The organism is Serratia sp. ID 25-353 (assembly GCF_054792795.1).
The window spans coordinates 2,424,493-2,440,766 of the sequence record NZ_CM139236.1 but is presented as its reverse complement, the minus strand read 5'-3'; the positions used below and the strand labels follow the sequence as shown (position 1 = coordinate 2,440,766).

Here is a 16,274-nt window from a genome sequence, read left to right as displayed (position 1 = left end):
CTTCGCTTGGAACGAACCCTTACACATTGACGTTGGCTAGGGTGTGGCAAGTGCACGGAAGAAAATAAGAGAGACAATAATAATGGCAGACAACAAGAAACGCCCGGGTAAAGATCTTGACCGTATCGACCGCAACATCCTGAATGAGCTGCAGAAGGATGGGCGTATTTCGAACGTCGAGCTTTCGAAGCGCGTGGGGTTATCCCCGACACCATGTTTAGAACGCGTGCGCCGTCTCGAGCGCCAGGGTTTCATTCATGGCTATACCGCATTGCTTAACCCGCATTATCTGGATGCGTCCCTGTTGGTTTTCGTGGAAATCACGCTGAACCGCGGCGCGCCGGATGTGTTTGAGCAATTCAACTCGGCAGTGCAGAAGCTTGAAGAGATTCAGGAGTGTCATCTGGTTTCCGGTGATTTCGACTACCTGTTGAAAACCCGCGTACCGGACATGTCGGCTTACCGCAAATTGCTGGGCGAAACCTTGCTGCGTTTGCCGGGGGTCAACGACACCCGTACCTATGTAGTGATGGAAGAAGTGAAACAGAGTAACCGTCTGGTTATCAAAACACGGTAAGGTGCAGGTGCAAAACCTGATTAAATTGGTTACACTCCTGTTTATTCATACAGTTTCGGCGCCGGGGAAGCTTCTCGGCGCTGTTGCTATGTCAGCTAACAGGAACCTGGAGAGCCTTTCTTGAGCCAGGAATATACAGAAGATAAAGAAGTTACCCTGAAAAGACTCAGCAGTGGCCGGCGTTTGCTGGAGGCTGTGCTTATCGTGGTAGCGATTTTTGCCGTTTACCTCATGGCTGCGCTGGTCAGTTTCAACCCGTCTGACCCAAGCTGGTCGCAGACCGCGTGGCATGAGCCGATTCACAATTTGGGCGGCGGTGTCGGGGCCTGGTTGGCCGACACGCTGTTCTTCACCTTCGGGGTGCTCGCTTACGCGATACCACCGATCATGCTGATCCTGTGCTGGGCGGCCTATCGCCAGCGCGGCAACAGAGACTACATCGACTATTTCGCGCTCTCCCTGCGCCTGATCGGCACCCTGGCGTTAGTGCTCACCTCCTGCGGGCTGGCGGCGCTGAACGTTGACGATCTCTATTACTTCGCTTCCGGCGGCGTGATCGGCAGCCTGCTGAGCAACGCCATGTTGCCGTGGTTCAACGGCATCGGCGCCACGCTGGCGCTGCTGTGCGTGTGGGCGGCGGGGTTGACGCTGTTTACCGGCTGGTCCTGGCTGGTCATCGCCGAGAAGATAGGCGGGGCGGTGCTGGGCGTCGCGACAGTGATGACCAACCGCTCACGCCGCGAAGAGCGCTATTTCGAGGATGACGAGCGTTACGTTGACGACGAGCCTGAGCAGGCAGGGAAGGGCGCCGCAGCCGCGGTTGCCGCGACCGCCGCCGGCGCCGCGGTTGCCGATGACGACGTGCTGTTCTCCGCGCCTTCGGTCACCGAAAGCGCCAAAGAGGCGGCGGAAGACGCCGCCGATCCGTTGCTCAGCGGCCTGCGTGCCGACGATGGTGAGGTTGAAACCGACGCCGCGCCAATCACGCCGGCGGCTTCGCCTGCACCAGCGGTAAAGGCAGAGATCCACGAGCCCGTTGCCGCACCGATCGCCACACAGGCGCCGTCGGTAACGGTGGCGCCGGCCGCGCCGGCCTCGGTCAATCAGCACCCGGTGAGCGCCCCGGCGCAAGACGCCACGCCGCCGCTGTATTCCTTCGAGATCCCGGAAGAAACGCCTGTACCTAAGGCGACGCGCCCTGTCGATCCTTATCAGGATGACGATGAGCCGCGCCTGGGCAATTGGCAAGAGCCGGCTGCACCGCAGCCGCCGGCGCGTTCTCCCTTTGATTTTACCGCCGCGCAGCGCGATAGCGTCGACATCGGTGGTTCGGACGGTTTCAGCGCTACCGGTGCCAAGCCACAGCTGGATACGGCAGCCGCTGCTGCTGCAGGTACCGCGGCGGCGACCTTTATGCCGGCCTTCACGGCGACCAGCGACAGCAATTCGCAGGTTAAACAGGGCATCGGCCCTGAGCTGCCGCGGCCGAATCCGGTACGTATTCCGACCCGTCGTGAGCTGGCCTCATACGGCATCAAGCTGCCTTCGCAGCGTGCGGCCGAGCAGGAACAGCGCCAGGCGGAGCCTCAACAGCCGACGGCGGTGAATCCGCAGGAAGAAGAGGCGCAGCAAGAAGCCGCGCTGCGCCAGGCGTTCGCCACGCAGCAAAGCCAGCGCTATGGCGAAAGCTACGAGCCGGAGCAGGATGATGAAAATGCTCAGCAGGAAGCCGAGCTGAGCAAGGCGTTCGCCGAACAACAGAACCAACGTTACGGTGAAATCCAACAAGACGATGAAGAGGCGCGGCAAGAGGCTGCGCTGCGCCAGGCGTTCGCCGAGCAGCAGCAGGCGCGTTATGGTCAGCAAGAGACTGCCCCGCAGGCGCCTGCCGCCAGCCCGGTCGATACCCGCAATGCTTTCAGCTTCTCGCCGATGGCGGATCTGGTGGACGATGGCCCGAGCGAGCCGATGTTCACGCTGTCCCCGCAGCTTGAAGAGCGCATTGAACAGCAAAGCGAGCAAGAGGATGACGTGCCATTCGTCCAGTTTGAGCCTGTGGCACCGGCTGTTCAACCTCAGCAATCGCACTCACAGCCTCAACAATACCAGCAGCCGCAACAGCAGTATCAACAGCCGTCGCCGCAGCAATATCAGCAGCCACAGCAACCGGTGCAGCCGCAGTCTCAGCAAGCACCGGCCGAGCAACATCCGGCGATGGACAGCTTGATTCACCCGTTCCTGATGCGCAACGATCAGCCGCTGCAGAAGCCGACCACGCCGCTGCCGACGCTGGATCTGCTGACCGAAGCGCCGAAAGAGGTGGAGCCGGTCGATTCCTTCGCGCTGGAACAGAAGGCGCGCCTGGTGGAGGCCAGTTTGGCCGATTACCGCGTAAAAGCCGACGTGGTGGATATCCTGCCGGGGCCGGTCATCACCCGCTTCGAGCTGGATCTGGCGCCGGGCGTTAAAGCGGCGCGCATTTCCAACCTGTCGCGCGATCTGGCGCGGTCGCTGTCGACTTCGGCGGTGCGCGTGGTGGAAGTGATCCCCGGTAAGCCTTATGTCGGTCTGGAGCTGCCGAACGCCAAGCGGCAAACGGTGTATCTGCGCGAAGTGCTGGATTGCCCGGCCTTCCGTGACAACCCGTCGCCGTTGTCCATCGTATTGGGTAAAGACATCTCCGGTGAACCGGTGGTGGCCGATCTGGGCAAAATGCCGCACTTGCTGGTCGCCGGTACCACCGGTTCCGGTAAGTCGGTCGGGGTCAACGCCATGATCCTGAGCATCCTGTATAAAGCCACGCCGAAAGAAGTGCGCTTTATCATGATCGACCCGAAAATGCTGGAGCTGTCGGTCTATGAAGGCATTCCGCACCTGTTGACCGATGTGGTGACCGACATGAAAGACGCCGCCAATGCGCTGCGTTGGTGCGTGGGTGAAATGGAACGCCGCTACAAGCTGATGTCTGCCCTGGGCGTGCGTAACCTGGCCGGCTACAACGAACGCGTCGATCAGGCCGAAGCGATGGGGCGGCCGATCCCGGATCCGTTCTGGAAGCCGACCGACAGCATGGATATCACGCCGCCGGTGCTGGAGAAAGAGCCGTACATCGTGGTGATGGTCGACGAGTTCGCCGATCTGATCATGACGGTCGGCAAGAAGGTCGAAGAGTTGATCGCCCGCCTGGCGCAGAAAGCGCGTGCGGCGGGTATCCACCTGGTGCTGGCGACCCAGCGTCCGTCGGTGGATGTGATCACGGGTCTTATCAAGGCCAACATCCCGACGCGTATCGCCTTTACCGTGTCGAGCAAGATCGACTCCCGCACCATCCTCGATCAGGGGGGCGCCGAGTCCTTGCTGGGTATGGGCGACATGCTCTATCTGGCGCCGAACTCTTCCATTCCGGTGCGTGTACATGGCGCATTCGTGCGCGATCAGGAAGTGCATGCGGTGGTCAAGGATTGGAAAGCGCGCGAGCGGCCCCAATATAAAGAGGGTATTCTCAGCGGCGGTGAAGACGGCGAGGGCGGTGCCGGCGGCGGTATGGATGGCGACGAAGAGCTGGATCCGCTGTTTGATCAGGCGGTGGATTTCGTGGTGGATAAACGCCGTGCCTCCATCTCCGGCGTGCAGCGCCAGTTCCGTATCGGCTATAACCGCGCGGCGCGCATCATCGAACAGATGGAAGCGCAAGGCATCGTCAGCGAGCAGGGGCACAACGGCAACCGTGAGGTGCTGGCGCCGCCACGGCACGATTGATGGTCGTTTAGCCATTGCAATTCAATAAGAAAGGGCCGCTTAAGCGGCCCTTGTGCAAAGAAGCGTAAACCCGTTTCTTCTCGGAACATTGGCCTACCGGCCGATCGCCGGCTTCGGGTAAAGTAACCGGGTAGAGGGTTGATTTGACCCGCACGGCGTCGCCCTGCGGTTAACGCATTTCATAAGGTATCTGGAATAATGAAAAAACTGTTAGTTGCCTGCTGTCTGCTTTCGGGATTCGCGTCTACCTCCGTGCTGGCCGATGCCGCACAGGATCTGCAAAGTCGCCTGGCGAAGGTGAACAGTTTCCACGCCAGCTTCTCGCAAACCGTGACCAGCGCCGACGGTGCAGCGGTGCAACAGGGGGAAGGCGAGCTGTGGGTGAAGCGGCCAAACCTCTTCAACTGGCACATGACGTCGCCCGATGAGAGCGTGCTGGTCTCCGATGGCCAGACTCTGTGGTTCTATAACCCGTTCGTCGAGCAGGTGACGGCGACCTGGCTGAAGAACGCCACCGGCAATACGCCGTTTATGCTGATCACCCGCAATAATGCCAGCGACTGGAAACAGTACAACGTGAAGCAAAAGGGCGATGATTTCGAGCTGACGCCGAAGTCCGCCAGCGGCAACCTGAAGCAGTTCGCCATCAGCGTGACCAACAGCGGTACCATTCGCAGCTTCGCTGCGGTGGAGCAGGATGGCCAGCGTAGTTCCTACGCGCTGAAAAGCCAGCAGAACGTTGCCGCCGATCCGGCCAAATTCAAATTTACCCCGCCGAAGGGGGTGACGCTGGACGACCAGCGCCAGTGAGGTGCAAGTGAGTAATAATCTGTCGCTCGATTTTTCCCAGAACGAGTTCCAGCCATTGGCCGCGCGTATGCGGCCAACCACGCTGGCGCAGTATATCGGCCAGCAGCACCTGCTGGCCGCCGGCAAGCCGCTGCCGCGTGCCATCGAGGCCGGGCAGCTGCACTCGATGATTTTATGGGGGCCGCCGGGCACCGGGAAGACGACGCTGGCAGAGCTGATCGGCCGTTACGGTCAGGCGGATGTCGAACGGATCTCCGCCGTGACCTCCGGTATCAAGGAGATCCGCGAGGCGATCGAGCGGGCGCGACAAAACCGCGACGCCGGCCGCCGCACTATTCTGTTCGTCGACGAAGTGCACCGCTTCAACAAAAGTCAGCAGGACGCTTTCCTGCCGCACATTGAAGACGGTACCATCACCTTTATCGGCGCCACCACCGAAAACCCGTCGTTCGAGTTGAACTCGGCGCTGTTGTCCCGTGCCCGCGTTTACCTGCTGAAGGCGCTGACCGCCGAGGATATCGGCCAGGTGCTGGATCAGGCGATGGGCGACAAGGCGCGCGGCTTTGGCAATCAGAACGTCGAGCTGCCGGCGGAAACGCGCCGCCTGCTGTCGGAGCTGGTGGGCGGCGACGCGCGCCGGGCGCTGAACAGCCTGGAAATGATGGCGGACATGGCGGAGTTAGACGCCAAAGGCGTGCGGGTGCTGACACCGGAGCTGCTGAAAGAGGTGTCGGGCGAACGCAGCGCGCGATTCGACAACAAGGGCGACCGTTATTACGACCTGATTTCCGCGCTGCATAAATCGGTGCGCGGCTCGGCACCGGACGCGGCGCTGTATTGGTATGCGCGCATCATTACCGCCGGCGGCGATCCGCTCTACGTGGCGCGCCGTCTGTTGGCGATTGCCTCTGAAGACGTGGGCAACGCCGATCCGCGCGGCATGCAGGTGGCGATCGCCGCCTGGGATTGCTTCACTCGCGTGGGGCCGGCGGAGGGCGAGCGCGCCATCGCGCAGGCGATCGTCTACCTGGCCTGCGCGCCGAAGAGCAACGCGGTTTACACCGCGTTCAAGGCTGCCATGCGCGACGCCAAAGAGCAGGCCGATTATGACGTACCGGAGCACCTGCGCAACGCGCCGACCAAGCTGATGAAGGAGATGGGGCTGGGAGCGGAGTACCGTTACGCCCACGACGAACCCAACGCCTACGCCGCCGGCGAGAACTATTTCCCGCCTGAAATGGCCCATACGCGCTACTATCAACCCACCTCGCGCGGGCTGGAAGGGAAAATCGGCGAAAAGTTGGCATGGCTGGCTGAGCAGGATCAAAATAGCCCGACAAAACGCTACCGCTAGCGAGGCCGTTGCGGTAAGGTTAGCGGGTATCACTCTTCTTTTATGCGGCTATAAATCAGCCGCATAGAACAACAACACTTCTTTCAATAACAACAAGCACAGGATTAGCATGCTCGATCCCAATCTGCTGCGTAATGAGCTAGACGCAGTCGCCGTCAAACTGGCTCGCCGAGGCTTTAAACTCGATCTGGATCTGCTGCGTTCGCAGGAAGAACGTCGCAAAGTTCTGCAGGTAGAAACTGAAACGCTGCAAGCGGAACGCAACTCCCGATCGAAATCCATCGGCGCGGCCAAAGCGCGTGGGGAAGATATCGAGCCGCTGCGTCGCGAAGTGAACGAGCTGGGTGACAAGCTGGATGCCGCCAAGGCGGCGTTGGATGCGCTGCAGAGCGAGATCCGCGATTACGCCCTGACGCTGCCTAACCTGCCGGACGACGCCGTGCCGGATGGTAAAGACGACAGTGAAAACCTGGAAGTGACCCGCTGGGGCGAACCGCGCCAGTACGACTTCGCGGTGCGCGATCACGTCGACCTGGGCGAAATGGCCGGCGGGCTGGATTTTGCCGCCGCGGTTAAGCTGACCGGTTCGCGCTTCGTAGTGATGAAAGGGCAAATCGCCCGCATGCACCGCGCGCTGTCTCAGTTCATGCTGGATCTGCACACCGAGCAGCACGGCTACCTGGAGGCCTACGTGCCTTATCTGGTCAACCACGCCACGCTGTATGGCACCGGCCAGCTGCCGAAGTTCGGTGAAGACCTGTTCCATACCCGTCCGCTGGAAGAAGAAGCCGACAGCAGCAACTACGCGCTGATCCCAACGGCGGAAGTGCCGCTGACCAACCTGGTGCGCGACGAGATCGTGGAAGAGGAAACTCTGCCGCTGAAGATGACCGCACACACGCCATGCTTCCGTGCGGAAGCCGGTTCTTACGGCCGCGACACCCGTGGTTTGATCCGCATGCACCAGTTCGACAAGGTCGAGATGGTGCAGATCGTTCGTCCGGAAGATTCGATGGATGCCCTGGAAGAGCTGACCGGCCACGCGGAAAAAGTGCTGCAGCTGCTGAACCTGCCTTACCGCAAGGTGCTGCTGTGCACCGGCGACATGGGCTTCGGTGCGTGCAAAACTTACGATCTGGAAGTGTGGCTGCCGGCGCAGGATACCTACCGCGAGATCTCGTCCTGCTCCAACATGTGGGATTTCCAGGCGCGTCGCATGCAGGCGCGCTGCCGCAGCAAAGCCGACAAGAAACCGCGTCTGGTTCACACCCTGAACGGCTCCGGCCTAGCGGTTGGTCGTACGCTGGTGGCGGTGCTGGAAAACTACCAGCAGGCCGACGGCCGCATTCAGGTGCCTGAAGTGCTGCGTCCTTATATGGGCGGCCTGGAATATATCGGCTAAACGGCAAACCACGAAAAAAGCGCCTACGGGCGCTTTTTTTATGTCGAGAATTCAGCCCGTAGTCAGCGCATAAGCCTGTTGAATGTAGTCCGCCAGATGCTTGCTTTTCACCTCGGCGGGCGAGTGGAGCTTGATGTGCCGCCGATATTGGCCGCTGCCTTCGAGCTGGTGATGACTGTCTGCCAGCCGGTAGCCGTGGCCGAACTCCACCGTGGCGTGGTGGCGGTAGGCGAAAACGCCGCAGAAAAATTGGCCATGCGAGAACATGATACCGCCGTATTTGACCGATTCGGTGACGCCGTTGCCGCTCGCCGCAGCGATCCTGCGCACCTGCTGCACGATGGCCAGCAGCTCACCGTGCGTGCTGCCGATGTCCGCCAGCAGGGCCTCTACCGCCGCATCATTTGCCTGACTCATCTTGCCTCTCTGTCGTCAAATTCGCTCTGCGCTGAGCATAGCGCTTTTTCAGCCGGTTAGCCGGAAACAAATCGTGCGGTGGAACGATAAGAGGCGATTGACTTTTTTATCGCCAGTGGCATGATGCGCGCACTCTCATTGCGCGTTCGGTCACAATTTCACTATGTCCGCATACTCCCGCCCAGTGCTCTTATTGCTCTGCGGCCTCTTGCTGCTCACGGTATCCATTGCCGTTTTGAATACGTTAGTGCCTCTTTGGTTAACCCATGCTCAGCTGTCGACCTGGCAGGTGGGAATGGTCAGCTCCTCTTATTTCAGCGGCAACCTATTGGGCACGCTGGTGGCGGGCAAACTGATCCAGCGCGTCGGCTTTACCCGCAGCTATCATCTTTCTTGTCTGGTGTTCGCCGCCGCGACCGCCGGCATGGTGCTGTCGATCGATTTTTGGAGCTGGCTGGGCTGGCGCTTCTTCGCCGGCGTCGGTTGCGCTTGGATCTGGGTGATCGTGGAGAGCGCGCTGTTGCGCAGCGGCAATCTGAGCAACCGCGGCCAGCTGCTGGCGGCCTATATGATCGTTTATTACCTCGGTACGGTGACCGGCCAATTGCTGTTGAGCATGACCTCGACCGAATTGCTGCACGTGGTGCCGTGGGTGACCGCCATTGTGATCAGCGCCATGCTGCCGATGCTGTTTGCGCGGGTCAACCGCCATGAAGACGAGCCGCAGCAGGCGGCGGTGTGGACAATGCTGAGACGCCGCAGCGCGCGTCTCGGCATCAATGGCTGCATCATCTCCGGCATCGTGCTCGGTTCGCTGTACGGCCTGATGCCGCTGTACCTCTCCCATCAGGGCATGAGCGATGCCAACGTCGGTTACTGGATGGCGCTGCTGGTCAGCTCCGGCATCGTCGGCCAATGGCCGGTCGGTCGCCTGGCCGATCGATACGGGCGCCTGCTGGTGCTGCGCATTCAGGTGTTCGTGGTGATCCTGGCCAGCGTGGCGATGCTCGGCAACTACGCCATGGCGCCTTCGCTGTTCATCCTCGGCTGCGCCGGCTTTACCCTGTACCCGGTGGCGATGTCCTGGGCCTGCGAGAAGGCGCTGCCGCACGAGTTGGTGGCGATGAACCAGGCGCTGTTGATGAGCTACACCATCGGCAGCCTGCTGGGCCCGTCGATGACGGCGCTGCTGATGCAAAACTACTCCGACCGCGTGCTGTTCGTGATGATCGCCGCCGTGGCGCTGGTTTACCTGCTGATGCTGTTGAAAAAGCAGAAGCCGGATCACCATCACACGCCGTTCGCCGCCGCCTGAGCATAAAAAAACCGGCCATGAGCCGGTTTTTCTTTGGCGCCGCGCCAATCAGTAAATGACTTTGTGGCCGTAGCTTTCCAGGATACCTTTGACGCGATCCATGGTCTCGGCCTTCGGCGGATGAACGCCGTCCAGCTTGTACTCTTCCCCCATCGCTATCCATTTGTGCTTGCCCAGCTCGTGGTAGGGCAGCAGCTCGATTTTCTCGATGTTGCTCATGTCTTTGGTGAACTCGCCCAGCAGGTGCGCCGACTTATCGTCGTCTGACCAACCCGGCACCACCACGTAGCGGATCCAGGTGCGCTGGTTGCGTTTCGCCAGATAGCGGGCGAATTCCAGCGTGCGGTGGTTGGAGACGCCGACCAGGTTCTGGTGGATCTCGTCGTTCATCTGTTTCAGGTCCAGCATCACCAGATCGGTGGTGTCCAGCAGCTCGTCAATCACCGGATCGTAGCGGCGCACGAAGCCATTGGTGTCCAGGCAGGTATTGATGCCTTCGGCGTGGCAGGCGCGGAACCAGTCGCGCACGAATTCAGCCTGCAGGATCGCCTCGCCGCCGGACGCGGTCACGCCGCCGCCGGAGGCGTTCATGAAGTGGCGGTAGGCCACCGCGTCTTTCATCAGCTCTTCGACGGTCACTTCTTTGCCGCCGTGGGTATCCCAGGTATCGCGGTTATGGCAATAGAGGCAGCGCATCAGGCAGCCCTGGAAGAAGACGATAAAGCGGATCCCTGGCCCGTCGACGGTGCCGCAGGATTCGAAGGAGTGGATGCGACCAGTTACTGACATTGCGGGGTTTTCTCCAATATTGACTGTCAAACGCAGTCTAAAAATAGGCGCGTGGCCGCCGGCCAGGTATCTGCGATGCAGTGGCGGGGTGAGCCCGCCACCGGGGGTAATGATGCCTGTCGGCCGGTCAGTTGCCGGATAACTGTTTTGCCGGCTATCCATTCAGTATAGATGTCCGGCAAAACAGACTCGTACAGAGTCAGGGGAGAGCGGTGGGAGAAAAGGGCCGGCAGAGCCGGCCCCGACGTTGGCACCGGGCGGTTTCCCGCCCGGTTGGCGTATTACATCGTTTGAGTGAAGGTACGAGTAATCACGTCCTGCTGTTGCTCTTTGGTCAGCGAGTTGAAGCGCACGGCGTAACCGGAAACGCGGATGGTCAGCTGAGGGTATTTCTCAGGGTTTTCCATCGCATCCAGCAGCATTTCGCGGTTCATCACGTTGACGTTCAGGTGCTGGCCGCCTTCGATGGAGGCTTCATGGTGGAAGTAACCATCCATCAGGCCCGCCAGGTTGGCTTTACGCACGTCGTCGTCTTTACCCAGCGCGTTAGGCACGATGGAGAAGGTGTAGGAGATCCCGTCTTTCGCATAGGCAAACGGCAGTTTGGCTACCGAGGTCAGGGAGGCTACTGCGCCTTTCTGGTCGCGGCCGTGCATCGGGTTGGCACCTGGGCCGAATGGTGCGCCTGCGCGGCGGCCATCCGGGGTGTTACCGGTTTTCTTACCGTACACCACGTTGGAGGTGATGGTCAGTACGGACTGGGTCGGTACCGCGTTGCGGTAGGTGCGCAGTTTCTGAATTTTCTTCATGAAACGTTCCACCAGGTCACAAGCGATGTCATCGACGCGGGCGTCGTTGTTACCGAACTGCGGATACTCGCCTTCCACTTTGAAGTCGATAGCCAGGCCGTCTTCGTCGCGAATGGTGGTGACTTTCGCATACTTGATGGCGGACAGGGAGTCGGCTGCAACGGACAGGCCGGCGATGCCGCAAGCCATGGTGCGATAAACGTCACGGTCATGCAGGGCCATCAGCGCAGCTTCGTAGCTGTACTTGTCGTGCATGTAGTGAATGATGTTCAGCGCGGTCACGTACTGCTTGGCCAGCCAATCCATAAAGTGGTCCATGCGGGCCATGACTTTGTCATAGTCCAGCACTTCGTCCATCATCGGCGCTTCTTTCGGGCCGACCTGCATTTTCAGTTTTTCGTCAACGCCGCCGTTGATGGCGTACAGCATGGTTTTCGCCAGGTTGGCGCGGGCGCCGAAGAACTGCATTTGTTTGCCGACGATCATCGGGCTGACGCAGCAAGCGATGGCGTAGTCATCGTTGTTGAAGTCAGGGCGCATCAGGTCGTCGTTTTCGTACTGAACGGAAGAGGTGTCGATGGACACTTTCGCCGCGAATTTCTTGAAGTTCAGCGGCAGCTTCTCAGACCACAGGATGGTCATGTTCGGCTCCGGAGACGGCCCCATGGTGTACAGGGTGTTCAGGAAGCGGAAGCTGTTTTTGGTGACCAGGGTGCGGCCGTCGACGCCCATACCGGCCAGGGATTCAGTCGCCCAGATTGGGTCGCCGGAGAACAGCTCATCGTACTCAGGGGTACGCAGGAAGCGCACCATACGCAGTTTCATCACCAGATGGTCGATCAGTTCCTGCGCTTGCTCTTCGGTCAGTTTGCCCGCCTTGATGTCGCGCTCGATGAACACGTCGAGGAAGGTGGACACGCGGCCGAAGGACATGGCGGCGCCGTTCTGGGATTTTACCGCGGCCAGGTAGCCGAAGTAGGTCCACTGCACCGCTTCTTGCGCGCTGGTGGCCGGGCCGGAGATGTCGTAACCGTATTTGGCGGCCATCTCTTTGATCTGAGCCAGAGCGCGATGCTGTTCAGCGATCTCTTCGCGCAGCTGGATGGTCATTTCCAGGTCTTCGCCGTTTTCCAGTTTTTCCTGCAGCGATTTGAACTGGTTCAGCTTGTCGGCCATCAGGAAGTCGATACCGTACAGCGCCACGCGGCGGTAGTCGCCGATGATGCGGCCGCGGCCGTAGGCATCTGGCAGACCGGTCAGCACGCCGGACTTACGGCAGTTCAGGATGTCTTTGGTGTAAACGTCGAATACACCCTGGTTGTGGGTTTTACGGTATTCGGTGAACACTTTTTTCAGCTGCGGATCCAGCTCGCGGCCGTACACTTTGCACGAACCTTCGACCATTTTGATGCCGCCGAACGGGATCAGCGCGCGTTTCAGAGGCGCGTCGGTCTGCAGGCCTACGATGGTTTCCAGCTCTTTGGCGATGTAACCCGCGTCGTGAGAAATGATGGTTGCAGCAACGTTGGTGTCGAAATCAACCGGCGCGTGAGTGCGGTTTTCCAGTTTGATCCCTTCCATAACCTTGTCCCACAAGGTGGTGGTGGCCTGAGTGGCGCCAGCCAGGAAGGATTCGTCACCTTCATAAGGCGTGTAGTTTTTCTGGATGAAGTCACGAACGTTGACTTCATTCTGCCAGTCACCCTTGCTGAAACCTTCCCAAGCGTTGGCTAATTTCTCGTTAAGTTCGGTCATTGTACACCTACCTTTGATTGTGGATTTCTAACTCTGCGCGCGGTAACTCACAGCTTAGTGCTGTTCGCGACCCCCGCGCAGATAAATTACCCAGTAAGTCAACCCAACCAGCAGGCCGCCGCCGATGATGTTGCCGATGGTGACCGGAATCAGGTTGTCGATGATGAAGTTGCTTACTGTCAGATGAGCGAATTGCTCAGGTACCGCCCCTACGGCTTGCCAGAACTCCGGCGTGGCGAAGTGTTTGACCACGATGCCCATAGGGATCATAAACATGTTGGCGATGCTGTGCTCGAAGCCGCTGGCGACAAACATCCCGACCGGCAGCACCATGGCGAACATCTTGTCGGTCAGGGTGCGGCCGGAGTAGCTCATCCAGACCGCCAGGCAGACCATCAGGTTAGCCAGAATGCCGAGGCACACGGCTTCGATAAAGGTGTGATGTAGCTTGTGGTCTGCGGTTTGCAGGACATTCAGGCCCCACTGGCCGTTGGCGACCATATATTCACCGGAGAACCAGATCAGCGCCACGAAAAACAGCGCGCCGACCAGGTTGCCGAGATAAACGTTCAGCCAGTTGGCACCCAACTGGCCCCAGCTGATGCGGCCGCTGGCCTTGGCGATGACGATAAGTACGGTAGAGGTGAACAGGTCGGCGCCCGATACCACCACCAGCATTAACCCGAGAGAGAAGCAGATGCCGCCGACCAGTTTCGCCAGCCCGAAAGGCACGCCGGCGGTGCCGGTGGTCGCCGTGATGTAGAAGACGAAGGCGATGGAAATGAAGACACCGGCGGTGATCGCCAAATAAAACGTTTTCAGCGGATGTTTGGTGGCTTTATACACGCCGGCATCTTCAGCGATTTTCGCCGTGGCCGCAGGTAAAATCAGATCGAAGGGGCTGTCAGTTTTCAAACTAACTCTCGCTCTTAAGGGTTAAAACAACGCAATGAGATACTAGCAAAGCAGTATAGGGGAAAATTTGATTTGGATCATAAGGCGGGGAAGTAGAGCGGCAAAATGGCGTGTTTTTTGTGTGGTTTTTATGGTTAACTTATTGATTTTTAAGTAAAAACATTTTTTTAATGTTTGCAAAATTTTTTGAATTCACCGGGTGGACGGCGTAGGGTAAAGTTAAATTTTTAGGCGTTTTGTCGCCGCGCAGCGCTGAAAGTTTAATTATCGGTTAATTATTATTTCACCGTCCGGCAACAATTGACGGTTTATTTATTTTTATGGTCGTTTAACCGCCAATTTTACGGCGAGAAAATAAAACCGAATGCGTTGAAATACACCGCAAAAATGAAAACGCCGCAACGAAGTGCGGCGTTTGGCAGCAGGGGTACTCCCAAAGTGGCAGTATCCCCTGATGATGCTTAGGCCTTGGCCCAGTGGCGGCGTTTGGCAGCCTGCAGCTTCTCGTAGGCCGCCAGCAGCGCCTGATGGGCCGGCAGCGCCTCCAGATCGGCATCGACGGTGAACAGCCCGTTGAAGCGCTCTTCACCGCTGATGGCGGCGGAGGCGGCGTCGACCGCTTCCTGGCCGTACATCTTCACGAACGCGGTGTAGTACTGCGCCGCTTCGCGTTCAGGCTCCTGCGCCAGCAGCAGCAACGTTTGCAGGCAGCGGTAGTAGTTGCTGCGCGCCGGGTTCAGCACCGAGGCGTTGAAATCCTGCGTCCATTCGGTCCAGATCAGCGCCTGATCCAGATCGCCGCCCGCCAGCGCCAGCATCGACTTCAACTCGCCCACGCGCAGGGTATGCCAGGCGTTGTCTTTGCCGCTGGCAATGCCCAGCAGTTCGCGTACGCGGGTGAAGTCGTCCAGCCCTTCGTCGTCCAACTGCTCGATCAGCGCCAGGTATTCTTCCGGTTCCCACTCGCTGCCCGGCAGCGCCAGCAGCGTATCGCGCAGGTGCGCGCCCATGCTGTTGTTGGCCAGCAGCAGGTCTTCTGCCGGGTAGATATCGGACATGCCCGGCACGATGATGCGGCAAGCATAGACGCCCAGGTGCTCGTAGTCGGCGATGTACACTTCCGCGTCTTCTTTGTCGAAGATGCTCATCAGGGTGGCGAACTCTTCCTGGGTGCTGCCGCTGAAGCTCCAGTCAACGAACGGATAGTCCGCATCCTGCTTGAACAGATCCCAGGAGATCAGGCCGCTGGAGTCGATGAAGTGCGTTTCCAGGTTGGTGTGTTCCGCCACTTCTTCGTCATCGAAGGTCGGCGCGGTGAACACGTCGAGATCTTTCAGGCTGCGGCCCTGCAGCAGTTCGGTCACCGTGCGCTCCAGCGCCACGCCGAAGTCCGGGTGCGCGCCGAACGAGGCGAAGCAGGTGCCGTTGGTCGGGTTGAACAGCACCACGCAGATCACCGGATAGTTGCCGCCCAGCGAGGCGTCGTAGGAGAGGATCGGGAAACCTTCCTCTTCCAGCTTGGCGATGGCTTCCACCACGCCCGGGTAGCGGTTCAGCACTTCGTCCGGGATCGCCGGCAGGCTGATGGATTCGGCGATGATGCGGTTTTTCACATAGCGCTCGAACACTTCCGACAGGCCCTGCACCCGCGCTTCGTTGGCGGTGTTGCCGGCGGACATGCCGTTGGAAACATACAGGTTGCCGATGATGTTCATCGGGATGTACACGGTTTGCTGATCGGACTGACGGGTAAACGGCAGCGCACACACGCCGCGATCGGCGTTGCCGGATTGCAGATCGACAAGATCGCTGGCGCTCAGCTCTTGCTGCGGATCGTAGAAGGCGTGCAGGCGTTCGTCGAGGATGCCGGCCGGCAGCGCGTCGTCTTCAGGGATCGGGAACCATTTCTCATTCGGGTAGTGCACGAAGTCGCCTTCGGCGATCTGCTTGCCCAGATAGAAATCGGCGAAGAAGTAGTTGGTGGACAGGCGCTCGAAATATTCACCCAGCGCGGAGGCCAGCGCGGCTTTTTTGCTGGCGCCTTTGCCGTTGGTGAAGCACAGCGGGCAATCGCGATCGCGAATGTGCACCGACCACACGTGCGGCACCGGGTTCAGCCAGGAGGCTTCTTCGATGTTGAAACCGAGATCGCTCAATTTCTGCTGGAAACGGGCGATGGAGTCTTCCAGGGCGGCGTCTTTACCGGGGATAAAAGTTTGCGTCATTGTCTTCACTTTTTGCGCGTACTAAAAACGCGCAATGATACGGGGTTTTACGCTGGAGCTCCACGTATTCCTAAAGCGGTGGCAAAGTCACAGTTTTTTTAAGGATAAAGGCCATAATTCAGCGAGTTATCTGTCACGGAGAAATCT

11 protein-coding genes are annotated in these 16,274 nt (G+C 59.3%); 6 read left to right on the top strand and 5 right to left on the bottom strand.

Annotated elements, in window-relative coordinates; all coding sequences use genetic code 11:
* Positions 1 to 82 precede the first annotated feature (82 nt).
* The 5 genes from lrp (at position 83) to serS (ending at position 7,902) form a co-directional block, all read left to right on the top strand.
* Entirely contained in the window at positions 83 to 577 is a 495-nt protein-coding gene (lrp, locus tag ACYF6X_RS11745; RefSeq protein ID WP_004928318.1) for a leucine-responsive transcriptional regulator Lrp, read from the top strand.
* Positions 578 to 697: 120 nt separating this feature from the next.
* Positions 698 to 4,336, top strand: coding sequence for a DNA translocase FtsK 4TM domain-containing protein (locus tag ACYF6X_RS11740; protein WP_130017635.1), 3,639 nt, complete (start codon positions 698 to 700; stop codon positions 4,334 to 4,336).
* A gap of 198 nt (positions 4,337 to 4,534) precedes the next feature.
* Positions 4,535 to 5,146, top strand: a complete 612-nt coding sequence (gene lolA / locus ACYF6X_RS11735) for an outer membrane lipoprotein chaperone LolA (protein ID WP_063989414.1) — start codon at positions 4,535 to 4,537, stop codon at positions 5,144 to 5,146.
* 67 nt (positions 5,147 to 5,213) lie between these two features.
* Positions 5,214 to 6,500, top strand: a complete 1,287-nt coding sequence (locus ACYF6X_RS11730) for a replication-associated recombination protein A (protein WP_060421860.1) — start codon at positions 5,214 to 5,216, stop codon at positions 6,498 to 6,500.
* 109 nt (positions 6,501 to 6,609) lie between these two features.
* Positions 6,610 to 7,902, top strand: coding sequence for a serine--tRNA ligase (gene serS, locus ACYF6X_RS11725; protein ID WP_015377321.1), 1,293 nt, complete (start codon positions 6,610 to 6,612; stop codon positions 7,900 to 7,902).
* Positions 7,903 to 7,953: 51 nt separating this feature from the next.
* Here the strand turns inward: serS and ACYF6X_RS11720 are convergent, their stop codons facing one another.
* Positions 7,954 to 8,319, bottom strand: coding sequence for a DUF1801 domain-containing protein (locus ACYF6X_RS11720; RefSeq protein ID WP_107227714.1), 366 nt, complete (start codon positions 8,317 to 8,319; stop codon positions 7,954 to 7,956).
* 163 nt (positions 8,320 to 8,482) lie between these two features.
* Between ACYF6X_RS11720 and ACYF6X_RS11715 the strand changes: the two genes are divergently transcribed.
* Complete coding sequence (locus ACYF6X_RS11715) at positions 8,483 to 9,634, top strand: MFS transporter (protein ID WP_033637849.1); 1,152 nt, start codon at positions 8,483 to 8,485, stop codon at positions 9,632 to 9,634.
* A gap of 48 nt (positions 9,635 to 9,682) precedes the next feature.
* On the opposite strand, the gene pflA is transcribed toward ACYF6X_RS11715, so the two are convergent.
* The 4 genes from pflA to ycaO all read right to left on the bottom strand — a co-directional run bounded on the left by pflA (position 9,683) and on the right by ycaO (position 16,127).
* Positions 9,683 to 10,423 (bottom strand): pyruvate formate lyase 1-activating protein, encoded by a 741-nt coding sequence (gene pflA / locus ACYF6X_RS11710; RefSeq protein WP_063989417.1) that lies wholly within the window; start codon positions 10,421 to 10,423, stop codon positions 9,683 to 9,685.
* Between the two features lie 281 nt (positions 10,424 to 10,704).
* Positions 10,705 to 12,987 carry a formate C-acetyltransferase gene (gene pflB, locus ACYF6X_RS11705; protein ID WP_063989418.1) on the bottom strand — a complete coding sequence of 761 codons (2,283 nt, stop codon included), beginning with the start codon at positions 12,985 to 12,987 and terminating at the stop codon, positions 10,705 to 10,707.
* Positions 12,988 to 13,041: 54 nt separating this feature from the next.
* Positions 13,042 to 13,902: a formate transporter FocA gene (focA, locus tag ACYF6X_RS11700; protein WP_107227716.1), complete on the bottom strand. Its 861-nt coding sequence runs from the start codon at positions 13,900 to 13,902 to the stop codon at positions 13,042 to 13,044.
* Between the two features lie 461 nt (positions 13,903 to 14,363).
* Positions 14,364 to 16,127 (bottom strand): 30S ribosomal protein S12 methylthiotransferase accessory factor YcaO, encoded by a 1,764-nt coding sequence (gene ycaO / locus ACYF6X_RS11695; protein WP_130017636.1) that lies wholly within the window; start codon positions 16,125 to 16,127, stop codon positions 14,364 to 14,366.
* Positions 16,128 to 16,274 lie beyond the last annotated feature (147 nt).